The following is a 22451-nucleotide window of genomic DNA, read 5'->3' as shown; positions in this document are numbered from 1 at the left end:
GGACCTGTCAGACAGCAAACAGGTCATCAGACCTGGGTGATTTCGTCCTGCTTGGCTTTCAGAAGCTCGTCAATCGAGCCGATGCTGTTATCGGTCGCCTTCTGGACCTGATCAGAAAAGCGCTTGTGCTCATCCTCGCTGATCAGATTGTCTTTCTCGGCGCGCTTCAGCGCCTCCATGCCATCACGGCGGACATTACGCACCGCCACACGGGCCTGTTCAGCATAGCTTCCGGCCGTCTTGGCAAGCTCGGCGCGGCGTTCTTCGTTGAGCGGCGGGATCGGAATGCGGATCAGCGTGCCTTCCACCACCGGATTGAGGCCCAGTGATGAGTTGCGGATCGCCTTGTCGACAGCCGGTGCCAGATTCTTGTCCCAGACCTGTACAGACAGCATGCGCGGTTCCGGCACAGAAACCGTCCCCACCTGATTGATCGGTGTGGGGCTGCCATAGGCGTCGATCTTGATCGGATCGAGCAGCGCAATGCTCGCGCGGCCGGTTCGCAGCCCGGCGAACTCCTTCTTCAGCGCTTCCACAGCGCCGTCCATGCGGCGCTCAATGTCCTTCAGATCAAAATCGCCAGCCTTGCTCATGCTGTCCTCACTGTTTCATCGCCGGCCGGGGGCCGACCACGGTGCATACGCCCCGTCCGTCGAGCACATCGGCCAGGCCGTTTGTACGGTGGATATCGAACACGACGATGGGAATCTGGTTGTCGCGCATAAGCGTGACGGCTGATGCATCCATCACCTTCAGGTCACGCGCGATCACGTCCAGATAATCCAGCTGGTCATAGCGCTCGGCCTTCGGGTCTTTCTTCGGATCAGCCGAATACACGCCGTCAACCTGCGTGCCCTTGAACAGCGCGTCACAGCCCATCTCTGCTGCGCGCAGCGCCGCCGCCGTGTCGGTGGTAAAGAAGGGATTGCCGGTACCAGCCGCGAAAATGACCACCCGGCCTTTTTCCATGTGGCGCACGGCCCGGCGGCGGATATAGGGCTCGCACACCGTCGTCATCGGTATGGCGGACTGGACGCGCGTCTGTACGCCCCGGCGCTCCAGCGCCGTCTGCATGGCCAGCGCGTTCATCACCGTCGCCAGCATGCCCATATAGTCCGCCGCAGCGCGGTCCATGCCCTTGGCGGCTGCCTGCAGGCCACGGAAAATATTCCCGCCGCCAATGACCAGACACATTTCATATCCGGCCTTGACCGCAGCGCCGACTTCCTCGGCAATGCGCTCGGCCGTTTCCATGTCGATCCCGTAGGCTTGGCTTCCCATCAACGCCTCGCCCGAAACCTTCAGCAACACCCTGCGATAGGGGCCTGCCGGTACCGGACGTTCGTCATGGGGGGTGTCGCTCACGGGGATCGTTGCTCCGTTCTGGAAAGCAGTTCCGGCGGCTGGATGATCCAGCCGCCGGAGATATTCAGATCACGATTTGCCGAGCGCGGCCACTTCGGCAGCGAAATCTTCTTCTTTGCGCTCTACGCCTTCACCGAGCACCATGCGGACAAAACCCGTCAGCTTGATGGGGGCGCCCGCATCTTTGGCCGCCGCCGCAATGGCGCCTTCAACCGTCAGATCCGGATCAAAGACGAAGACCTGCTTCATCAGCACGACTTCCTCGTAGAACTTGCGAAGGCGCCCTTCCACCATCTTCTCGATGATAGCTTCGGGCTTACCGGACTGGCGTGCCTGGTCAGCAAAAACGGCCTTCTCACGCTCGATGACGTCAGCAGACAGCTCATCGACATCGACCGCCAGCGCCACAGCCGGCGAACCGGCAGCAACGTGCATGGCCACCTTGCGGCCAAGCTCTGCGAGCACAGCCTTGTCGCCGGTGGACTCCAGAGCCACCAGCACGCCGATCTTGCCAAGCCCGTCCGCCGCAGCGTTGTGGACATAGCTGGCCACCACACCGGCATTGACCGACAGGGCCGACACGCGACGCAGGGACATGTTCTCGCCGATCTTGGCGATCAGGTTGGTCAGACTGCCTTCCACGGTTTCACCAGAAGCCATCTTGGCCTGGCGCAGGGCATCAACATCGTTCGCATCAATGCCCAGCGTGGTGATTTCGGAAACAGCAGCCTGGAACAGCTCGTTACGCGCGACGAAATCGGTCTCGGCATTCACCTCGACCGCAGCTGCCGCCATGCCGTCGCCACGATCAACCGACGCGACGCCGACCAGACCGTCAGCGGCAACACGGTCAGCTTTCTTGGCAGCCTTGGACAGGCCCTTCTTGCGAAGCCAGTCAATGGCTGCTTCGAGGTCACCATTGGTTTCGGCGAGCGCTTTCTTGCAGTCCATCATGCCCGCGCCGGTGCGTTCGCGCAGGTCCTTGACGAGAGCGGCTGTGATCTCGGCCATGGGGAGTCTCCTGTTATTTTTTGTGTCGTTCGACTTAGGCTTTGGTGTCTTCGCCGGCAGGTTCGGCCGCAGCGGCCTCACCTTCTGCGGGGGCCGCATCAGCCGGCGCCTCGGGGGCTTCTTCGGCCAGCGCAGGCTCCACAACCGGGTTTACCGCAGCGCCCATATCGACGCCCAGCGATGCCTGGCTGTCGGAAATGCCGTCCAGCACCGCATCGGCGACGAGGTCGCAGTAAAGCGCGATGGCGCGGGCCGCATCATCATTGCCGGGGATCGGGAAATCGACCGGATCGGGATCGCAATTGGTATCAACCACGGCCACGACCGGAATGTTCAGACGGCGGGCTTCCTGGATCGCGATCGCTTCCTTGTTGGTGTCGATCACGAAGATGAGGTCCGGCGTGCCGCCCATTTCCTTGATTCCGCCCAGCGAGCGCTCAAGCTTCTCGCGTTCGCGGGTGAGCATCAGGATCTCTTTCTTGGTGAGGCCCTGCGGGCCGCCATCCTGATCGAGAATGCCTTCCAGCTCACGCAGGCGGGCGATCGAAATAGAGATCGTGCGCCAGTTGGTCAGCGTGCCGCCGAGCCAGCGATGATTCATGTAGTACTGCGCGCAACGCTGTGCAGCCTGCGCGACCGGCTCGGACGCCTGACGCTTGGTGCCGACAAACAGGACGCGGCCGCCATTGGCGGCAACTTCGCGCACCTTCACCAATGCCTGGTGGAGCAGCGGAACCGTCTGTGACAGGTCAATAATGTGGATGTTGGAACGCTCACCGAAGATGAACGGACGCATCTTGGGGTTCCAGCGGTGGGTCTGGTGACCGAAGTGCGCACCAGCTTCAAGGAGCTGACGCATGGAGAAGTCAGGAAGGGCCATATCGATTTTCCTTTTCCGGTTGGCCTCCGCAGGGCGGAGCCGGTCTCCCTGCAAAACAGGAAAAGCCAGGCACCGGATCGACGGGTCCGAACACCGAACCTGCCGTTGCCCCACGTGCGGGATTGCGGGCGCGCTTATAGGCGTGCTTTGCCTTGCAGACAAGCGCCTGTGTGCGTTGAGCGGCCAGAACACCGCCGCGCCCGCCGGTCAGACAGCCAGCGCCTCGACCGCGCTGACGCCCGGCACCTCTTTGAGCGCGCTGCGCAAGGCCGGATCAAGCCGGTATCCGCCCGGCAGGCGCACACGCGCCCGCGCGCGTCCATTCACCGGCAAATCGAGCACTACCACCCCGCGCGCCTCGCCCCCGGCGTCGGCCAGGCGCGACAGCCGGGCATGAATGCCCTCCAGCGCGGCCGCATCATCAAGTTCCACGCACAGGCCCGGCAATTGCGCTTCCCGCAGGAGCCCTTCCAGAGGCTCACAGCCATCCATGATGAGGCGTATCTGCTCGTCCTGATCTTCAACGCGGAAGGTTGCCAGAACGCCTTGGCCAGCCTCCAGCAGGTCGCGCACCTCGGAAAACACCTTTGGCGGCACCAGCGCCTCGAACTCGCCGCTGGGATCAGACAGGGTGAGGAAGGCAAAGCGTTCATTGGAGCGGCGGGAGATTTTCTCCTGACGGCGCCGGACGATGCCGGCCATCCGCGCCGCTCTTACCCCGCCTTCCTGGACGCGCTGGACCAGCTCCGACCAGCCGATCGCGCCGCGCCGGGCGAGCACTTCGCTGAACGCATCAAGCGGATGACCGGACAGGTAGAAGCCGATGGCTGCCAGCTCTTCATCGAGGCGGCGCGACGCCTCCCACGGCTCGAAGGCGGGCAAGGGCGGACGCTCAAGCGCCACCTTGTCACTGCCGCCGCCGCCAAACAGCGATACTTGCGCTGAATCGCGCTCGGCCTGCGCGGCCTGCGCAATTGCGCACAACGTTTCAGCCGCGGCCATGACGCGCGCGCGGTCCGGCTCGATACTGTCGAACGCCCCTGCCCTGGCCAGCGTTTCAAGCAGGCGCTTGTTGACATTGCGCGCATCCACGCGCGCGGCAAAATCATAGAGGTCCGCAAACGCGCCGCCCTCGCCGCGGGTACGCACAACCTCTTCCATGGCGCCCATGCCGGCACTGCGCACCGCGCCCAACCCGTAACGCACCGCGCCGTCCTCGACCGAAAAATCGGCCAGCGAACGGTTGATGTCCGGGCCCAGCACCGCGACGCCCATATGGCGGCATTCCTGGAAGAACACGGCGAGCTTGTCGGTATTGGCTGCGTCGAGGCTCATCAGGGCGGCCATGAATGCTACCGGATGGTGTGCTTTGAGCCACGCTGTCCGGTAGGCGATGAGCGCGTAGGCCGCCGCGTGGGATTTGTTGAAGCCGTAACCGGCAAACTCGGCAACCAGATCGAAAATGTAGGAGGCTTTTTCTTCCCCAACCCCGCGCTCGGCAGCGCCTGCCAGGAAGCGCTCGCGCTGCTTGTCCATCTCCTCTTTCTTCTTCTTGCCCATGGCGCGGCGCAGGAGATCGGCCTCGCCCAGCGAGTAGCCGGAGAGTATCTGGGCGATCTGCATCACCTGTTCCTGATAGATGATGACCCCGTGGGTCTCTTTCAGCACGGGTTCCAGATCGGGATGGAGGAAGTCAGGATCAGACCGGCCGAACTTGCGTTCAACATAGATGTCGATGTTCTTCATCGGGCCGGGACGATAGAGCGAGATCAGCGCGATAATGTCTTCAAACGTGTCCGGCTTCACCTTTTTCAGGGTGTCGCGCATGCCGGAACTTTCCAGCTGGAACACGCCGATCGTGCTGCCCGATGCCATCAGCGCGTAGGCCGCCGGATCATCGAGCGCCACCGCATCAAGATCAATCTCTTCGCCGGTGGACGCCTTGATATACTCCACCGCGCGGGCCATCACGGTGAGCGTTTTGAGACCCAGAAAATCGAACTTCACAAGGCCCGCAGGCTCCACCCATTTCATGTTGAACTGGGTTGCGGGGATGTCGGAGCGCGGATCGCGGTAAAGCGGCACAAATTCGGTCAGCGGCCTGTCACCGATCACTATGCCGGCTGCGTGCGTGGAGGCGTTCCGGTAGAGCCCTTCGAGCTGCAGCGCGACCGTCATCAGCCGGTCGACGGCCGCATCCTCGCGGCGCATGGCCTGCAATTTGGGTTCGGTATCCACCGCCTCGGCCAGCGTGACAGGCTGGGCCGGATTGTTCGGGACAAGCTTGGCGATCCGGTCCACGACCGGGAAGGGTATCTGCAGGACCCGGCCGACATCGCGCACCACAGCGCGCGCCTGCAGCGTACCAAAGGTGATGATCTGGGCCACGCGGTCAGAGCCATAGCGCTCCTGCACATAGCGGATGACCTCGCCCCGGCGCTCCTGACAGAAATCGATATCGAAATCCGGCATGGACACGCGTTCGGGGTTCAGGAAGCGCTCGAACAGGAGGCCAAAGCGCAACGGATCCAGATCGGTAATCGTCAGCGCCCAGGCCACGACCGAACCGGCACCCGACCCCCGGCCCGGCCCGACCGGAATACCTTGCGCCTTGGACCACTGGATGAAGTCGGCAACGATCAGGAAATAGCCGGGGAAGCCCATGCGTTCGATAACGCCCAGCTCGAAGGCCAGCCGATCCTCGTATTCTTTCAGGGACGCCGCCGGTTCCACCGCCGCCAGACGCGCCTTGAGCCCGTCCTGCGCCCGCGCGGCAAGCTCTTCGGCCTCGGTGCGCCCCTCAAGCCCCGGAAAGCGCGGCAGCACCGGATCACCGGTACGCGGCCGGTATGAGCACCGGCGCGCGATATCCAGCGTATTCGCGATGGCCTCCGGCAGGTCGGAAAACACGGCCACCATTTCAGCGCTGCTCTTGAAGTAGTGATCGGGCGTAACCTTGCGGCGGTCATCGACGATCACATAGGTCGACTGTGCGATACACATCAGCGCGTCGTGTGCTTCGTGGCGCTCGGCGGTGGCGAAGTACGGCTCATTGGTCGCCACCAGAGGCAGTCCGCGCGCATAGGCCACAGGGACCAGCCAGTCTTCGGCTGTCACATCATCGGCGCGCCCATGGCGTTGCAACTCGATATAGAGCCGCCCCGAAAATGCCTCGCAAAGCCGGTCCAGCACGGCCTCGGCCCGCGGCGCCTTGCCGGAGACAACCAGACGGTTGAGCGCGCCGTCATATCCGCCTGTGAGACAGATCAGGCCCTCATTGTGTTCCAGTATCGCGTTGAGCGGCACCGAAGGCTCGTCGGCGGGGCCGACATCGAGATAGGCTGACGAGGAGAGCGAAACGAGATTGCGGTAACCGGCCTCGTTCTGGACCAGCAAAACCAGCGTTCCGGCAGGAACAACTCTCTCTCCGGGCCGCTCCGCCTCCAACTTCACAGACAGGGTGCACCCGATGATCGGCTGCACGCCCGCACCGGACAGATATTCGGAAAACTCCAGCGCGCCGAACAGATTATTGCTATCGGTCAGCGCCAGCGCAGGCATGTCCATCTCGCCGCAGAGCTTTGCCAGCTCCGGGATACGCGTCGCTCCCTCCAGCAGGGAATAGGGCGAACGGCTGCGTAGATGGACGAATGCGCTATCGTTCATACCCGTCTCCTGTAGCCCCGCCCGTCAGGCAAGCCGCCAAGTCTCACCGGATTCGGACGGGCCACCGACCTGCCATGTCAGCCCTAGCCTATGAGCGCCGTGCTCCATGTCAGCACAACGGCCACGAACCCTAGCGTAACAAAGGCGGTGCTGGCTTCTTCGATCAAGCGCTTCATGTGAGAACTCCTGTTGATATCCGTTATATTCGCTATTTGTTCCACTTGAAATATTCGCCTTTTGTTCCGCCGTCAAGCAGAATCGGTCCGGCTGCGGGTACAAAGCCCGTCCGCGTTGATTTCATGGGGAAATCGCGATGCCGTCAGGCCGTGACGACGCGGCCATTCTCCAGCGTGACGACCCTGTCCATCCGCCCCGCAAGCGCAAGATTATGCGTGGCCACCAGAGCCGCAGCGCCCGCCTCGCGGCACGCCCCCGCCAACGCATCAAATACCTGGTCGGAGGTCGCCGGATCGAGATTGCCTGTCGGTTCGTCGGCCAGCACCACACGCGGCTCGCCCACCAGCGCGCGGGCGATGGCCACGCGTTGCTGCTCCCCGCCGGAAAGCTGCGCCGGCAGGTGTGTCAGCCGCGCGCCAAGCCCCAGCCTGGTCAGCCAGTCGCGCGCCTTGGCACGCGCCTTCGCCTTGCTCTCGCCCGCGATCAGGCGCGGCAGGGCAACATTGTCCAGCGCATCAAGCTCAGGCAGCAAATGATGGAATTGATAGACGAAACCGATTTCGCGGCGGCGCAGCGCGGTGCGTCCGCGTTCGTTCAGCTCGAGGCCGTCAACGCCCGCAATATGCACCGAACCGGCATTGGGCTTTTCCAGCAGGGCCGCCGCATGCAGGAGCGAGGACTTGCCAGAACCCGAAGGGCCGACGAGGCCGACCAGCTCGCCGGGCATCAGGTCGAGATCAGCGCCGCTCAGCACCTCGATCAGCTCAGCATCGGTCTGGTACTGGCGCACCAGGCCGCGAATGGAGAGGGCCGGATCACTCATAGCGCAGCGCCTCCACCGGATCGATCCGCCCTGCCCGCCAGGACGGTGGTAGCGTGGCGATCAGCGCGGTGGCAAAGCCCCACACGGCCACGAACGCCACTTCAGCCCAGTCCAGCCGCGCAGGCAGGCGGTAGAGCAGGTAGACGGACGGATCGAACACATCGACGCCCGTCACGAAGGCGAGGAAATCCTGTATCGGGCCGATAAACACGGCGATCAGCACGCCCAGGATGATGCCCGCAATAGTACCCAGCACGCCGATGGCCGCGCCGGAGATGAGGAATACGCGCATCACCGCGCCTTGCGTCGCGCCCATCGTGCGCAAAATGGCGATATCGCGGCTCTTGTTCTTCACCAGCATGACGAGGCCGGAAATGATGTTCATGGCGGCAATCAGCACGATGATGGAGAGGATCATGCGCATCGCCATGCGCTCCACCTGCAGCGCGGTCCAGAAGGACTGGTTCTGCCGGCGCCAGTCGAACACGGCCGAGCCCGCAGGCACCAGCTCGCGCACAGCCGCCACCACCGCTTCTGGATCATCGGGATTGGTGATGCGTATATCGATATAGTCCGCCCCGCCCGATCGCCCGAAAAACAGCGCGGCCTGCTCCAGCGGCATGAAGACATAGATCCGGTCGAGATCTAGAACACCCATGGAAACAACGCCGTCCACGACATAGTTCTTGCGCCGTGGCACGGTGCCCATGGGCGTAGACGCGCCCTGCGGTGCGAGCAGGGTCACCGTATCGCCTGCGCTGACGCCCAGCTGCGCCGCAATGCCCGAACCGATCAGGATGCCGTCGCCGCCATGATGGCCGACACCGAAATTATCGGCAGAGCCTTGCACGATGCCGCCACCCGCTGCGGCCGCCTCGCCCTCACCGGCGATGAGATCGAACTGGCCAAGGTCTGACGGGCGCACGCCTATCACCTGCGCGCCGGACGCGCCGCGCTCGGAGCTGATCAGGGCCTGCGCCGCGATTATCGGTCCGGCCTGGCGCACGCCCGGCACCTGATTGATCCGGTCCACCAGATCACCCGTCAGCGCCGCGCTTTCAGCGGTGTAGACATAGACATGCGGCTGCACGCCCAGAAGGCGCGACAGCAATTCGTGGCGGAAGCCATTCATGATCGACATGACAGCAATCAGCGCCGTCACCGCCAGCGTGATGCCGATAAAGGAAATCACCGATATCAGCGTCACCCCGCCATGCTTGCGCCGGGTTCTGAGATAGCGGAAAGCCAGCAGGAATTCCCAGGCGCTGAACGCGCCTGCGCCTTTGCTCCCGCCCTTGGCTTTCGCTGCGCTCATTTACCCGCCTGCTCCGCTGTCAGCTGAGAGAGTGCGCTTTCAAGGCTGACTTCGAAGCGCTCGCCAGTGGCGCGCCGCTTGATCTCCACCTTGCCCTCTTTCAGCCCGCGCGGACCGATAATGAGCTGCCAGGGCACGCCGATCAGGTCCATGGTGGCAAACTTGCCGCCGGGACGCTCATTGGTGTCGTCCAGCAGCGGGTCTTTTCCAGCCTTCATCAGCGCGTCATAGGCGCTCTGGCAGGCCGCATCGGTATCGGCATCACCGGGCTTGAGATTGATGATGCCAACGCCGAAGGGCGCGACGCTTTCCGGCCAGATACACCCGGCCTCGTCATGGTGCGCCTCAATGATCGCGCCCAGAAGCCGTGACACCCCCACCCCGTAGGAGCCCATATGGACCGGGCGGTCCTTGCCGTCAGGATGGGTGACGTTCGCGCCCAGCGGCGCGGAATACTTGGTGCCGAAATAGAAGATATGGCCCACTTCAATGCCGCGCGCGGAAAGGCGCCGCTCCTCAGGCACTTCCGATGTGAAGCGCTCCGCCTCGTGCATTTCCTGGGTCGCGGCATAGAGCGAGGTGCGCGCATCGACGAGGGGCTGCAGATCGCCCTCAAAGTCCACATCAAGGCCCGGTGCGCCCATGTCGACGAGGGCTGAATCGCAGAACACCTCGCTCTCGCCGGTCTCGGCCAGGATGATGAATTCATGGGAGAGATCGCCGCCGATAGGGCCGGTATCGGCGCGCATCGGCACGGCTTTCAGGCCCAGCCGGTCGAACGTGTTCAGATAGGCTACGAACATGCGGTTATAGGCGCGGCGGGCCGATGCCTCGTCCAGATCGAACGAATAGCTGTCCTTCATCAGAAACTCACGCCCGCGCATCACGCCAAAGCGCGGGCGGATCTCGTCGCGGAACTTCCACTGGATGTGATAGAGAATCTTCGGCAAGTCCTTGTAGGACCGGCAGTATGAGCGGAAGATCGCAGTGATCATCTCCTCATTGGTCGGTCCGTAGAGCAGGTCGCGCTCATGGCGGTCGACAATGCGCAGCATCTCCTTGCCATAGCCGTCATAACGCCCGCTCTCGCGCCAGAGATCGGCCGGCTGGAGCGTCGGCATCAGCAGCTCGATGGCCCCTGCCCGGTCCTGCTCCTCGCGTACGATCTGTTCGATCTTCTTGAGCACCCGGAAGCCCAGCGGCAGCCAGGAATAGATGCCAGCCGCTTCCTGCCGGATCATCCCGGCACGCAGCATCAGCCGGTGCGAGACGATCTGCGCATCGGCAGGCGTTTCCTTCAGGACGGGTAGGAAAAAGCGGCTAAGGCGCATGGAAACGGTCTCGCGTCGCAGGCGGGTTGAACAACTGGATCAACGATTAGACCGCACCGTCAACGCCCGCAAGGCACGCATTGCGGCTAAGGTGGTTGAAACGTGTCATGGCCCGCGCCTTCAGGGTTTCTCCCCCCGTGAACGGGGGGAGTGGCCCGAAGGGCCGAGGGGGGGGGATTGCACGAACAAGTTCCCCCCTCCGCCTTCTTCGAAGGCACCTCCCCCGTAAACGGGGGAGGAAATAGCAGCACGCTCCGAGCAGGAATCACCAGCACAAGCCGGGTGATGACAATGCAGGCAAGCCAGACTGCAGACTACCGGTACTCCGGCCCCCAGAGCGTGTTGAGGTCGATAATCCCCAGCTCCATCACCGCAAAGAAAACCAGCCAGAGCACGCTGGTAAGAACGGTGGTCAGGAAGGCTTTCTCCTTCAGCCGCGGATTGACCGGCGCGCCGGGTTCAGAGCCTTCGACGATCTCGCCGGTCTCGTACTGTCCCTGTATGCGCAAGGGCAGCACGGTGAAAATCACGATCCACCAGGTGATGAGATAGACCACCAGCCCTTCAACGAAGCCAACCTCGCCAGAGGGGATGAATAGCTGGGCAAACATGATCACCGGCGCCAGCACGGCGAGGAGTATGGCGAGATAGCGAAAGGCGGGCTGGACGGTGATGAGGAAACGCTCTGCCATCAGTGCGCTCCTTCGCCCGGTGCCTGCATCAGCTCGACCAGCACGCCGCCCGTATCCTTGGGGTGGACGAAGATCACCGGCACGCCGTGCGCGCCGATATAGGGCTCGCCGGTGCCGAGCACTGTTGCGCCGCATTCACGCATCGCATCACGTGCTGCCACTATGTCGCTGACTTCAAAGCACATATGGTGCTGCCCCCCTTTTGGGTTCTTCTCCAGGAATTTGTGGATCGGGCTGTCAGCGCCCAGCGGTTCGATCAGCTCGATCTGCATGTTCGGCACCGAGACGAACACCACGCGCACGCCCAGATGGGGGAAGTCCTTCGCCTCGGTCGCATCCGTGGCGCCATAGAGATCGGCATAGGTTTTCGCCGCCGCCTTCACGTCCGGCGTGGCTACGCCGACATGGTTCAATCGTCCGATTTTCATGGACACGCCTTCCCTAGACCATCAATACCATGGCTTCGACGATGGGCTTCTTGCCCCATAGCCGGTTGGCCTCGCGGCGCACGGCCTGTCTCACCGCTTCCTCCACCTCGTCCTCATCGCGGCGCGCCTTGTTACCCATTTTGGCAAAGGCACGCTCGGCGGCATCAGCCAGAGCATCGAGGAACTCATCCATATCATCACCGCCCGTATCGGGCACACCCAGCGCCCGCAGGTCCGGACCGGACACGATCTCGCCCTTGCCGGAGACAGCCATCGCCACGCTGATCGCGCCGCCATAGGCCATTTTGCGCCGTTCGCGCATGGAGCTGGCCTCGGCATCGACGATGAAATTGCCATCGAGATGCAGGCGGCCCGCCGGTGCCTCATCGATAATGCGCGCGCCGTCCGCGTTGATGGCAATCAGGCTGCCATTGCTGGGGATGACGGCGGACGGCACGCCAAGCTGCTTGGCATAGGCCGCGTGCTCGATCAGGTGGCGCGCCTCGCCATGAACGGGGATCGCCACTTTCGGCTTCGCCCATTCATACATCTGCTTCAGCTCATCGCGGCAGGGATGGCCGGAAACGTGGATATGCCGGTCGCGCTCGGTGATGATTTTCACGCCGCGCATGGCCAGCCGGTTCATCAGATCATAGATGCTGCGTTCATTGCCGGGGATCACGCGCGAAGAAAAGATCACCGTATCGCCGTCGGTGAGGGTCACATTGCGGTGCGAGCGGTCCGCGATACGCGAGAGCGCCGCGCGCGGCTCGCCTTGTGAGCCTGTGCAGACAAAGGCGATCTTGTCGCTGGGGAAATAACCCGCCTCTTCCTCTTCAACGAAGGGCGCGCAGGATTGCAACAGCCCGACGGACTTCGCCGCACCCGCCATGCGGTGCATGGAGCGGCCAACCAGACAGACGCGCCGGCCATTGGCCTCTGCCGCCAGGATCGCCGTTTCAAGGCGCGCCACGTTGGAGGCGAAGGCGGCAATGGCCACCTTGCCCTTCTGCTCGGCGATCACCTTGGTCAGGCTTTCGCGCACGCCCGCTTCGGAACCGGCCTCGCCCGGCGTGAATACATTGGTGCTGTCACACACCATGGCCAGAATGCCCTCACGGCCCAGCGCCTTGATGGCTTCGGGGTCCGTCGGTGCGCCGATGAGCGGCTCAGGATCGATCTTCCAGTCGCCGGTGTGCAGGATCAGTCCCGCAGGCGTGCGGATGGCAAGCCCGTTCGGCTCCGGGATGGAGTGGGTCAGCGTGATAAGCTCGAGATCAAACGGACCGATATCGAACCGGCCGGTCAGCGAAATCTCGCGCACCTTGGCTTCGTTCGACAGGCCACGCTCGGCCAGCCGGTCGCGCATCAGATAGGCGGTAAAGGGCGTGGCCCAGATCGGGCAGCGCAGCCGCTCCCAGAGATAGGCCACCGCGCCCATATGGTCTTCGTGGGCATGGGTCAGCACGATGCCCAGTAGCTGATGCTTGCGCTCTTCGATGAAGCGCGGATCGGGCATGATGACATCAACGCCGGGCGTCGTCAGATCACCGAATGTCACCCCGCAATCAACGATGATCCATTTGCGGTCCTCTTCCGGCCCGAAGCCGTAGAGGTTCAGATTCATGCCGATCTCGCCTGAACCGCCCAGCGGCAGGAAATAGACCGTATTTTCACTCTCACTCACGCCTCAGGCTCCTTTGCGGACGCTATTGAGGCGCCAGACTTCTAGAAGGCCGCGGATGGTCACATCCGCGTCAAAATGATCGATAGCGCGCGAGGCACCCTCAAAGAGCGAGGCCACGCCGCCGGTTGCGATAACACTCATGGGCTGGCCGTATTCGGCGCGGATACGCCCGATCAGCCCGTCTATGAGGTCGATATAGCCCCAGAACACGCCAGACTGCATGGCACCTACTGTGTTCTTCCCGATAACACGCTCTGGCCGCTCTATGGCGATACGCGGCAGCTGCGCCGCCGCATTGTGCAAAGCCTGCATGGAGAGGTTGATGCCGGGCGCGATGATGCCGCCCTCAAACACACCGTCGGCGGACACGATATCGAAAGTCGTCGCCGTGCCGGAATCCACGATGATGAGATGGCCGGTATATTTCACCTTGCAGCCCAGCGCATTGACCAGACGATCCGCGCCCGCCTCTCCCGGCCGATCCAGATTGACGCTGATGCCGAGATTGACGCCCGTATCACCGATCACCACCGGATCGGTCTTCAGATAGCGCTTTGACAGATTGCGCAGATTGAACAGCGATTGCGGCACCACCGATGAAATGACGCAAGCCGAGAGATCGTCGAAGCTCAGCCCCTGCAGGCTCATCAGCTGGGCCAGCCAGACCGCATATTCGTCCGCCGTACGCGGGCTGTAGGTGGCCGTGCGCCATTGCGCGCGCCAGTCCTGCCCGTCATGGACGGCAAACAGCGTATTGGTATTGCCGCAATCAATCGCCAGCAGCATCGCGTTCAGCCTTGTGGGTTAGCCGGAAAGAAGACATCGCCTGCGGAGATAAGCCGTCTTGTGCCATCTGCCAAATCCAGCCGCAGTGCGCCATCGGGCATCAGATCGGCGAATATGCCTTCCACCGTCTCGTTCTCCAGCCGCGCGGCGACCCGCTCGCCCAGACCGTGTGCGCGGGCAAGCCACGCATCGCGTATCGGGGCAAAGCCGCTCTCCTGCCAGCGCTGAAGCCAGATGTCGAAATGATGGGCCAGCCGCTCCCCGGCATGGGCCACGTCCGCCTTTGCGCCATGGGCGGCAAGGCTGGTCGCGGGGCGCTCAGAATCTTCCGGGTGGTGGGCGAGATTGACGCCAATCCCGGCTGCCAGCCACAGACCGCTGCCGGGAGCCGCGCCGGATTCCAGCAATATGCCACACACCTTGCGGCCCTCGATCAGCACGTCATTGGGCCATTTCAGGCGCGGATTGAGACCGGGAACAAGTTCCTCGACGAGATCGGCGACAGCCAAGGCTGCGGCGAAGGAGAGCCGCGCCGCATCACCGGCCTGTGTATCGAGCACGTAAAGCCCGGTGATGAAGAGATTGCCCGGCTGGCTTACCCAGGTGCGCCCGCGCCGCCCGCGCCCTGCGCCCTGCCGATCCGCGCGTATCCAGACCGGACCGCGCTCGCCGCCAAGCGCACGGCGGCGGGCCTCTTCATTGGTGGAGTCAATCTCGGCGTAATGATCGATGCGGACGGGCATCTAGCCGCCGATTGCCGAGCCCGCCTCGATGACACGGGTAAGCATGAACGGCACCAGCAGGAGCAAGCCCACGGTCGCAATGCCGGTCACGCGCGTGATGACGGCTACGCTGGCAGGCGGGTTGAGGAACTCGCCGCCCGTGGGCTCATCAAACCAGACGCGCTTCAGGATCATCAGATAGTAGGCAATCGAGACGGTGGAGAAGATACCGGCCAGCACCACCAGCCAGACGAGACCCGCCTGCACGGCAGCGTAGAACACGAACAGCTTGCCGAAGAAGCCGACAAGGAAGGGCATGCCGCCGATGGACAGCAGCAGGCCGGTAAAGGCGAGCGCGAGGCCGGGGCGGGACTTGGAGAGACCCGCCAGATCCTCGATCCGCTCCACCATGCCCTCAGCACGGCGCATGGAGAGGATGACGCCGAACGCGCCAGCCACACCGATCACATAGAGCGTCATGTAGAGCAGCACCGCCCAGACAGCCGCTTCGCTGGCCGCAGACAGGCCAACCAGCGCATAGCCCATATTGCCGATGGAGGAATAGGCCATCAGGCGCTTGATATTGGTCTGCAGCAGCGCGCCCAGCGCGCCGATACCCATGGAAAGGATCGCCAGAATGATGGTGATCTGCTGCCACTGGTCTGCCATGGCACCAAACGGCTCCATCAGCACGCGGATGAGCAGCACCATGGCGGCAAGCTTCGGCGCGGTCGCGAAGAAGGCAGCAACCGGTGTCGGCGCGCCCTCATAGACGTCCGGCGTCCACATGTGGAAGGGCGCAGCGGAGATCTTGAAGGCCAGGCCGGAGACCACGAATACCAGGCCGAAGATGAGGCCGACAGACGGGTTCTCTGCGGCCAGCGCGATCGCGCCAAACTCGGTGGAACCGGCAAAGCCGTAAACCAGCGACGCGCCGTAGAGCAGCAGGCCGGAGGAAAGCGCGCCGAGCACGAAATATTTCAGGCCCGCTTCGGAAGCGCGAAGGCTGTCACGGTTGAAGGCGGCGAGGATGTAGAGCGCGAGCGATTGCAGCTCGAGGCCCAGATAGAGCGCGATGAGATCACCGGCAGAGACCATGACCGACATGCCAAGCGTCGCCAGCAGGATCAGCACCGGGAACTCGAAACGCGCGAGGCGCTCGGTGCGCAGATAATGACCGGCCAGAACCAGCGCGATAGCCGCCGCAAGATAGACGACCGCCTTGGCGTAGAGCGAGAAGCTGTCGAGCACGAATGCGCCGTAGAAGGCCGTGCCACCACCTTGCGGGGCCAGAAACACCGCCACGCCCGCGCACAGCACCAGAAGCCCCATCGCGGCCAGCGACACCAGACGCGCGGCCGTTTCCTCACCCTTGATGAAGACACCTGCCAGCAGGAGCGCCATGGCGCCAACGGCGAGGATCAGCTCAGGAACGATGAGGCTGAGATCGGCAAGAAGCATGGATCCGGTCATGGGCATCAAGCCTTGAAGCTTACGGGTTGGCGGAGGCGGCCAGCGCCCCCTGATATTGCGAGATCAGCGCTTCAACCGAAGCGGTGGTGATATCGGTGATCGGGGTGGTGAAGAAGCCGAGCCAGATGGCCAGGAAGGCCAGCACACCCAGATTGATCCACTCACGCCAGTCGAGATCGGTGGCCGATTCCAGCTTCGGGTTCGTCATCTCGCCGAACACGACCTTCTTGTAGAGGGTCAGCATGTAGACGGCCGAGACGATCACGCCGAAGGCGGCACCAAAGGCGACGCGCGGGTCATACTCGAACGCGCCCATCATGGTCATAATCTCGCCGACAAAGCCCGACGTGCCCGGCAGGCCGACATTGGCCATGGTGAACAGGGCGAAGAAGGCGGCATAGACCGGCATTTTGTGCACCAGACCGCCATAGAAGGCGATGTCGCGGGTGTGGAAGCGGTCATAGATCACGCCGACGCACAGGAAGAGTGCGCCGGAGATAATCCCGTGTGAGATCATCTGGAAGATCGCGCCCTGCACGCCCAGCGCATTCATCGTGAAGATACCCATCGTCACGAAGCCCATGTGGGCGACAGACGAATAGGCGATCAGCTTCTTGATGTCGGTCTGCCGGAAGGCGACCAGCGAGGTGTAGATGATCGCGATGACCGACAGCACCATGACCATCGGCGCGAAGAAGGCGCTGGCGTCCGGAAACATCGGGATGGAGAATCGCAGGAAGCCATAGCCACCAAGCTTCAGGAGAATGCCCGCCAGGATGACCGAGCCGGCCGTCGGCGCTTCAACGTGCGCATCGGGCAGCCAGGTATGTACCGGCCACATTGGCATTTTCACCGCGAACGAGGCGAAGAAGGCGAGCCATAGCCACATCTGCGCATCACGCAGGAATTCGTGCTCCAGCAGCACGGTGATGTCGGTCGTGCCGGAGACGACAAACATGTAGATCATCGCCACCAGCATCAGCACCGAGCCGAGGAAGGTGTAGAGGAAGAATTTGAAGGCGGCATAGATGCGGTTGGCCCCGCCCCACACTCCGATGATCAGGAACATCGGGATCAGCGAGCCTTCAAAGAAGATGTAGAAGAGGACGAGGTCGAGCGCGCAGAAAATGCCGATGACCAGCGCTTCCAGCAGCAGGAAGGCGGCCATATAGTCTGCCACGCGCTTTTCCAGCTTCCAGCTCGCCAGAATACAGATCGGCATCAGGAAGGCGGTCAGCAGCACGAACAGCACAGACAGGCCGTCCACGCCCATGCGGTAATTGATGCCCAGAGCGGTCAGCCAGTCGGCCGTCTCGACAAACTGGAAGCCGGGCTGGGCGGTATCAAACTCCAGCACCAGCAGAATCGACAGCGCGAACACGAACAGCGTCACGAACAGGGCTACGCCGCGCGCATTGCGGTCCAGCGCCGGGCGGTCCTCGGAGCGCATCAGCGCGCGCAGCACCAGTATCGCCACCGCGCCCAGCGCAGGCAGGAAGGTCAGCGCAGTAAGGATGGGCAGTTGTCCCAGCATGCCTATTGTCCCCCGGCCCGCGCGACCAGCCAGACGGCAAGGCCCAGAACGCCGATCAGCATCACGAATGCGTAGTGATAGAGATAGCCCGACTGCAGGCGCACGATGCGGCGGCCCGCCTGCATGACGGTACCGGCGACGCCATCCGGGCCGAGCCCGTCAATGATGCGCCGGTCGCCCACTTTCCAGAACAGGTCACCAAGCCCGCGCGCGCCGCGCACGAAAATGAAGTCGTAGATCTCGTCGAAATACCATTTATTGGCGAGGAAGCTGTGGAGCGGACCGCCACGCGCAGCGATCTTCGCCGGCAGGCCTTCCTTCACCACGTAGAACCAGTACGCGAGCACGAAGCCGAGCACCGTCACCGCAATCGGGCTGAACAGCACCCAGTCCGGCGGATGGTGGCCGGTGGCCCCTTCCCCGTAATTGCCCTCCGCATAGGGACCGGCAGGCAGGCTGCCGCCCCAGAATTCCAGCGCACCGCGCCCCACAAAATCACTGCGGAACAGGAAGCCGGCAAACACCGCGCCGATAGCCAGCAGGAGCAGCGGGATCACCATGATCCACGGGCTTTCATGGGCGTGGTCAAGCGTGTGCTTGTCGCCGCGGAACTTGCCATGGAAGGTCATGAAGATGAGCCGCCAGGAGTAGAAGGAGGTCAGGCCAGCCGCGATGATGGCCACCAGGAAGGCGAAGTAGCCGAACGCCACGCCATCCGCTCCCGCCATGAAGGCTTCCTCGATAATCATGTCTTTCGAGTAGAAGCCGGCAAAGCCCAGATTGAGGAGCGGAATACCCACACCCGTCAGCGCCAGCGTGCCGATAATCATCATGATCCACGTCACGGGCAGCAGCTTGTAGATGCCGCCCATATTGCGCATGTCCTGCTCGTGATGGAGGCCATGAATGACCGAGCCGGCACCCAGGAACAGGAGCGCCTTGAAGAAGGCGTGCGTAAACAGGTGGAACATGGCCGCCGAGTAGAGGCCAAGGCCCGCCGCGAAGAACATGTAGCCCAGCTGCGAGCAGGTGGAATACGCGATCACGCGCTTGATATCGTTCTGCGCAAGGCCAACCGTGGCGGCAAACAGCGCCGTCGTCGCCCCGATAAAGGTGATGATGGCCGAGGTGTTGGGCGCCAGCTCGTAGATCGGATAGCAGCGGCACACTAGGAACACGCCCGCCGTCACCATGGTCGCGGCGTGGATGAGGGCGGAGACCGGCGTCGGGCCTTCCATCGCGTCAGGCAGCCAGACATGCAGGAAGAACTGCGCCGATTTGCCCATCGCGCCGATGAAGAGCAGGAAGGCGATCAGCTCCAGCGCCATGAACTCGAGGCCGAACAGGGTGAGCGTCTGGACGGTGCCGTCATCGACCTGACCAAACACGGCATCGAAATCGAGCGTGCCGAACACCGCAAACACCGCCATCACGCCCAGCGCGAGACCGAAATCGCCCACGCGGTTGGTGACGAACGCCTTGATGGCCGCGTCATTGGCCGACTTCTTCTTGTACCAGAAGCCGATCAGCAGATAGGAGGCGAGGCCGACGCCCTCCCAGCCGAAGAACATCTGCAGGAAGTTGTCTGCCGTCACCAGCGACAGCATGGCGAAGGTGAAGAGCGACAGATAGGCAAAGAAGCGCGCGCGGTGCGGGTCGTCGGCCATATAGCCCCACGAATACACATGCACGAGCGCGGAGACGCTGGTCACAACGACCAGCATTACCGCAGAGAGCGAGTCCAGCCGGATGTCCCAGCTAATGTCGAAATTGCCGACGGCCATCCATTGCGCGAGCTCGTAGGTGCGCGCATTGCCGAGGATTGCCACGTCCACAAACAGCCAGGCCGATGCCAAAGCGGCGGCGATCGTGGCCCCGGTGGTGATGAGCTGGCTGGCGCGCGTACCGATCTGTTTGTGGAACAGGCCGGCAATAATGGCTGCCAGAAGGGGTCCGAAAACGACGATAAAAGCCATGATAGCCGCTCTAGCCCTTCATCAGGTTGACGCCCTCAACCGCGATATCGCTGCGGTTGCGGAAGAAGACGACGAGGATGGCAAGGCCGACAGCGGCCTCCGCCGCTGCGACCGTGAGGATCAGCATCGCGAAGACCTGCCCGGTCATGTCGCCCAGATGGGCGGAGAACGCGACGAGGTTCACGTTCACCGCCAGCAGGATCAGCTCGATCGACATCAGGAGGATGATGACGTTCTTGCGGTTCACGAAAATGCCGAACACGCCAATCGTGAACAGGATCGCGGCCAGCGTCAGATAGTGTCCCAGACCGATCTCGAACATTAGCCGATCCCCTCGCCCGATTTGACCTCGACCAGCTCGACACCTTCCTCGCGGCGGCGCTGCACCTGGCGCGCGATATTCTGGCGGCGCACGCCCTCGCGGTGACGCAAGGTGAGGACGATGGCGCCAATCATCGCCACCAGCAGGACAAGGCCCGCCAGCTGGAAGAAGAAGACGTAACGGTCATAAAGGATGGAGCCGAGCGCCTCGGCATTCGTCATGTCCGTTGGCACCGGCGTCTGCAGCGCCGCGCCAGCCGTATCGGACACCACCCAGGTGATGCCGGTCAGGGACAGAATGCCCACCAGCGCCAGCGCGACCGCTCCGCCAAGCGGCAGATAGCTGAGGAAGCCCTCTTTGAGCGCGGCGAAGTCCACATCCAGCATCATCACGACGAAGAGGAACAGCACCGCCACCGCGCCGACATAGACAATGACCAGCAGCATGGCGAGGAACTCGGCCCCCAGCATCACAAACAGCCCCGCCGCCGAGAAGAAGGTCAGGATCAGGAACAATACGGCGCGCACAGGGTTGCGTGCGGCCACCACCATGAAGGCGGAGATAACCGCCGTCCCTGCCAGAATGTAAAACGCCGCTGCCTGCAGCATGGTCCCCCCTTGGGCCCGAACGGGCTGTGGGCTGTCTGGTCATTAACGGCACCGGAAAGGCTTTCCGGGCCGGGCTAATATGAGTCGGGCGCCCTTCTAGCGTTACCGGTAGCGGGCGTCGAGTTCGAGGTTCCGGGCAATCTCACGTTCCCAGCGGTCCCCGTTCTCCAGAAGCTTGTCCTTGTCGTAATAGAGTTCTTCGCGTGTTTCGGTCGCGTACTCGAAGTTCGGGCCTTCCACGATGGCATCGACCGGGCAGGCTTCCTGGCAGTAGCCGCAATAGATGCATTTCACCATGTCGATATCGTAGCGCGTGGTACGGCGTGAGCCGTCCTCGCGCGGTTCGGCCTCGATGGTGATGGCCTGCGCCGGACACACCGCCTCGCACAGCTTACACGCGATGCAGCGTTCCTCGCCATTGGCGTAGCGGCGCAGCGCGTGCTGGCCACGGAAGCGGGGCGACAAACGCCCCTTCTCGAACGGGTAGTTCACGGTCGGCTTGGGCGTGAAAAGCTGGCGCATGCCAAGGCCGAACGCGCCCCAGAAATCCATCAGGGCGGCTCCGCGCAGGGTTTGGGCGATACGGCTCATGAGGAGGTCCTAGCTTGCATTCGAGTAGACAACGACAGCGCCCATCACCGCGACCGCGACGAGCGAGGTCGGCAGGAAGATTTTCCAGCCCAGACGCATCAGCTGGTCATAGCGGTAGCGGGGTACGAGCGCCTTCACCATGGCGAACATGAAGAAGAGGAACAGCACTTTGAGGGCGAACCAGAAGACCGGCGGTATCCAGGTGAAGGGCGCGACATCGAAGGGCGCATGCCAGCCGCCGAGGAACAGCACGGTCATCAGCGAGCACATCAGCACGATGTTGAGGTATTCGCCGATCATGAAGAGCAGGTACGGCGTGGAGGAGTATTCTACCTGATAGCCCGCCACCAGTTCGGATTCTGCTTCCGGCAGGTCAAACGGCGGGCGGTTGGTCTCTGCCAGTGCCGAGATAAAGAAGATCACGAACATCGGAATGGTGATGACGAAGACCGGCCAGGGCAGAAGGTCAAACGACAATACGTGCCAGTTCCAGAAACCGCCGGCCTGCGCCATCACGATCTCGGAAAGGTTCATCGTGCCGGCCATCAGAAGGATGGTGACGATCACGAAACCGATGGAAACCTCGTAGGAGACCATCTGCGCGGCAGAGCGCAGCGCGCCAAGAAACGGATATTTCGAGTTTGACGCCCAGCCGCCAATGATGATGCCGTACACGCCGAGCGAGGAAATCGCGAACAGGAAGAGGATGCCGACATTGATGTCGGAGATCACCCAGCCCGGCGCGACCGGGATCACCGCCCAGGCGATGAAGGCGAGCGTGAAGGTGATCAGCGGCGCGAGAATGAAAAGCGGACGGTCCGCGCCGGCCGGAATGACGATTTCCTTCAGCACGAACTTCAAAAAGTCGGCAAAGGACTGGAGCAGGCCGAACGCGCCGACCACGTTGGGGCCTTTGCGCATCTGCACCGCCGCCCAGACCTTGCGGTCCATCAGCAGCAGGAAGGCCAGCGACAGCAGCAGCACGACCATGAAGGCGAGGATCTGGCCAACCGCCAGCGCCGTGCCCCAGACCGGACCGAATTCGGTGACGAAATCGTTCATCA

At 62.8% G+C, this 22451-nt stretch carries 20 protein-coding genes; all 20 read right to left on the bottom strand.

The genetic code is table 11. The annotated features are described in order from the left end of the window. Positions 1 to 26: 26 nt before the first annotated feature. The 20 genes from frr to nuoH all read right to left on the bottom strand — a co-directional run bounded on the left by frr (position 27) and on the right by nuoH (position 22449). On the bottom strand, positions 27 to 593 hold the full coding sequence (frr, locus tag ACQ5ID_RS04355; protein WP_429911244.1) for a ribosome recycling factor: 567 nt from the start codon (positions 591 to 593) through the stop codon (positions 27 to 29). 7 nt (positions 594 to 600) lie between these two features. Then, positions 601 to 1365 carry a UMP kinase gene (gene pyrH, locus ACQ5ID_RS04350; protein ID WP_429911243.1) on the bottom strand — a complete coding sequence of 255 codons (765 nt, stop codon included), beginning with the start codon at positions 1363 to 1365 and terminating at the stop codon, positions 601 to 603. A 69-nt stretch (positions 1366 to 1434) separates the two neighbouring features. Continuing rightward, entirely contained in the window at positions 1435 to 2376 is a 942-nt protein-coding gene (gene tsf, locus ACQ5ID_RS04345) for a translation elongation factor Ts (RefSeq protein ID WP_429911242.1), read from the bottom strand. A gap of 34 nt (positions 2377 to 2410) precedes the next feature. Further along, on the bottom strand, positions 2411 to 3256 hold the full coding sequence (rpsB, locus tag ACQ5ID_RS04340; protein WP_429911241.1) for a 30S ribosomal protein S2: 846 nt from the start codon (positions 3254 to 3256) through the stop codon (positions 2411 to 2413). A gap of 207 nt (positions 3257 to 3463) precedes the next feature. Then, complete coding sequence (gene dnaE, locus ACQ5ID_RS04335) at positions 3464 to 6922, bottom strand: DNA polymerase III subunit alpha (protein WP_429911240.1); 3459 nt, start codon at positions 6920 to 6922, stop codon at positions 3464 to 3466. 319 nt (positions 6923 to 7241) lie between these two features. Then, positions 7242 to 7922: an ABC transporter ATP-binding protein gene (locus ACQ5ID_RS04330; RefSeq protein ID WP_429911239.1), complete on the bottom strand. Its 681-nt coding sequence runs from the start codon at positions 7920 to 7922 to the stop codon at positions 7242 to 7244. Beyond that, complete coding sequence (locus ACQ5ID_RS04325; protein ID WP_429911238.1) at positions 7915 to 9237, bottom strand: lipoprotein-releasing ABC transporter permease subunit; 1323 nt, start codon at positions 9235 to 9237, stop codon at positions 7915 to 7917. Before ACQ5ID_RS04325 ends, ACQ5ID_RS04330 begins: the two co-directional genes overlap by 8 nt. Then, positions 9234 to 10568, bottom strand: coding sequence for a proline--tRNA ligase (proS, locus tag ACQ5ID_RS04320; RefSeq protein WP_429911237.1), 1335 nt, complete (start codon positions 10566 to 10568; stop codon positions 9234 to 9236). The genes ACQ5ID_RS04325 and proS overlap by 4 nt, the downstream gene beginning before the upstream one ends. A 314-nt stretch (positions 10569 to 10882) precedes the next feature. After that, complete coding sequence (locus ACQ5ID_RS04315; RefSeq protein ID WP_429911236.1) at positions 10883 to 11260, bottom strand: DUF1467 family protein; 378 nt, start codon at positions 11258 to 11260, stop codon at positions 10883 to 10885. Further along, the gene (gene mce, locus ACQ5ID_RS04310; protein WP_429911235.1) at positions 11260 to 11688 is read right to left on the bottom strand and encodes a methylmalonyl-CoA epimerase; all 429 of its coding nucleotides are present in this window, start codon (positions 11686 to 11688) and stop codon (positions 11260 to 11262) included. Before mce ends, ACQ5ID_RS04315 begins: the two co-directional genes overlap by 1 nt. A 13-nt stretch (positions 11689 to 11701) precedes the next feature. Next, positions 11702 to 13315, bottom strand: coding sequence for a ribonuclease J (locus ACQ5ID_RS04305; RefSeq protein WP_429911418.1), 1614 nt, complete (start codon positions 13313 to 13315; stop codon positions 11702 to 11704). Between the two features lie 63 nt (positions 13316 to 13378). Then, a complete protein-coding gene (locus tag ACQ5ID_RS04300; RefSeq protein WP_429911234.1) occupies positions 13379 to 14161 on the bottom strand; it encodes a type III pantothenate kinase in 783 nt (260 codons plus the stop codon). A gap of 5 nt (positions 14162 to 14166) precedes the next feature. Beyond that, positions 14167 to 14904, bottom strand: a complete 738-nt coding sequence (locus ACQ5ID_RS04295; protein ID WP_429911233.1) for a biotin--[acetyl-CoA-carboxylase] ligase — start codon at positions 14902 to 14904, stop codon at positions 14167 to 14169. Continuing rightward, positions 14905 to 16356, bottom strand: coding sequence for an NADH-quinone oxidoreductase subunit NuoN (gene nuoN, locus ACQ5ID_RS04290; protein WP_429911232.1), 1452 nt, complete (start codon positions 16354 to 16356; stop codon positions 14905 to 14907). A 19-nt stretch (positions 16357 to 16375) separates the two neighbouring features. After that, on the bottom strand, positions 16376 to 17890 hold the full coding sequence (locus tag ACQ5ID_RS04285; RefSeq protein WP_429911231.1) for an NADH-quinone oxidoreductase subunit M: 1515 nt from the start codon (positions 17888 to 17890) through the stop codon (positions 16376 to 16378). Between the two features lie 2 nt (positions 17891 to 17892). Then, complete coding sequence (nuoL, locus tag ACQ5ID_RS04280) at positions 17893 to 19866, bottom strand: NADH-quinone oxidoreductase subunit L (RefSeq protein WP_429911230.1); 1974 nt, start codon at positions 19864 to 19866, stop codon at positions 17893 to 17895. A gap of 10 nt (positions 19867 to 19876) precedes the next feature. After that, the gene (gene nuoK, locus ACQ5ID_RS04275) at positions 19877 to 20188 is read right to left on the bottom strand and encodes an NADH-quinone oxidoreductase subunit NuoK (protein ID WP_429911229.1); all 312 of its coding nucleotides are present in this window, start codon (positions 20186 to 20188) and stop codon (positions 19877 to 19879) included. Then, a complete protein-coding gene (locus tag ACQ5ID_RS04270; RefSeq protein WP_429911228.1) occupies positions 20188 to 20796 on the bottom strand; it encodes an NADH-quinone oxidoreductase subunit J in 609 nt (202 codons plus the stop codon). The genes nuoK and ACQ5ID_RS04270 overlap by 1 nt, the downstream gene beginning before the upstream one ends. 102 nt (positions 20797 to 20898) lie before the next feature. After that, complete coding sequence (gene nuoI, locus ACQ5ID_RS04265) at positions 20899 to 21387, bottom strand: NADH-quinone oxidoreductase subunit NuoI (protein ID WP_429911227.1); 489 nt, start codon at positions 21385 to 21387, stop codon at positions 20899 to 20901. Between the two features lie 9 nt (positions 21388 to 21396). Next, on the bottom strand, positions 21397 to 22449 hold the full coding sequence (gene nuoH / locus ACQ5ID_RS04260; RefSeq protein ID WP_127567170.1) for an NADH-quinone oxidoreductase subunit NuoH: 1053 nt from the start codon (positions 22447 to 22449) through the stop codon (positions 21397 to 21399). Between the last annotated feature and the right edge of the window lie 2 nt (positions 22450 to 22451).

It is taken from the genome of Glycocaulis sp. (assembly GCF_050485565.1).
Taxonomy (GTDB): Bacteria; Pseudomonadota; Alphaproteobacteria; order Caulobacterales; family Maricaulaceae; genus Glycocaulis.
The sequence above is the reverse complement of the archived record's forward strand: the minus strand, read 5'-3'. Positions and strand labels throughout refer to the sequence as shown.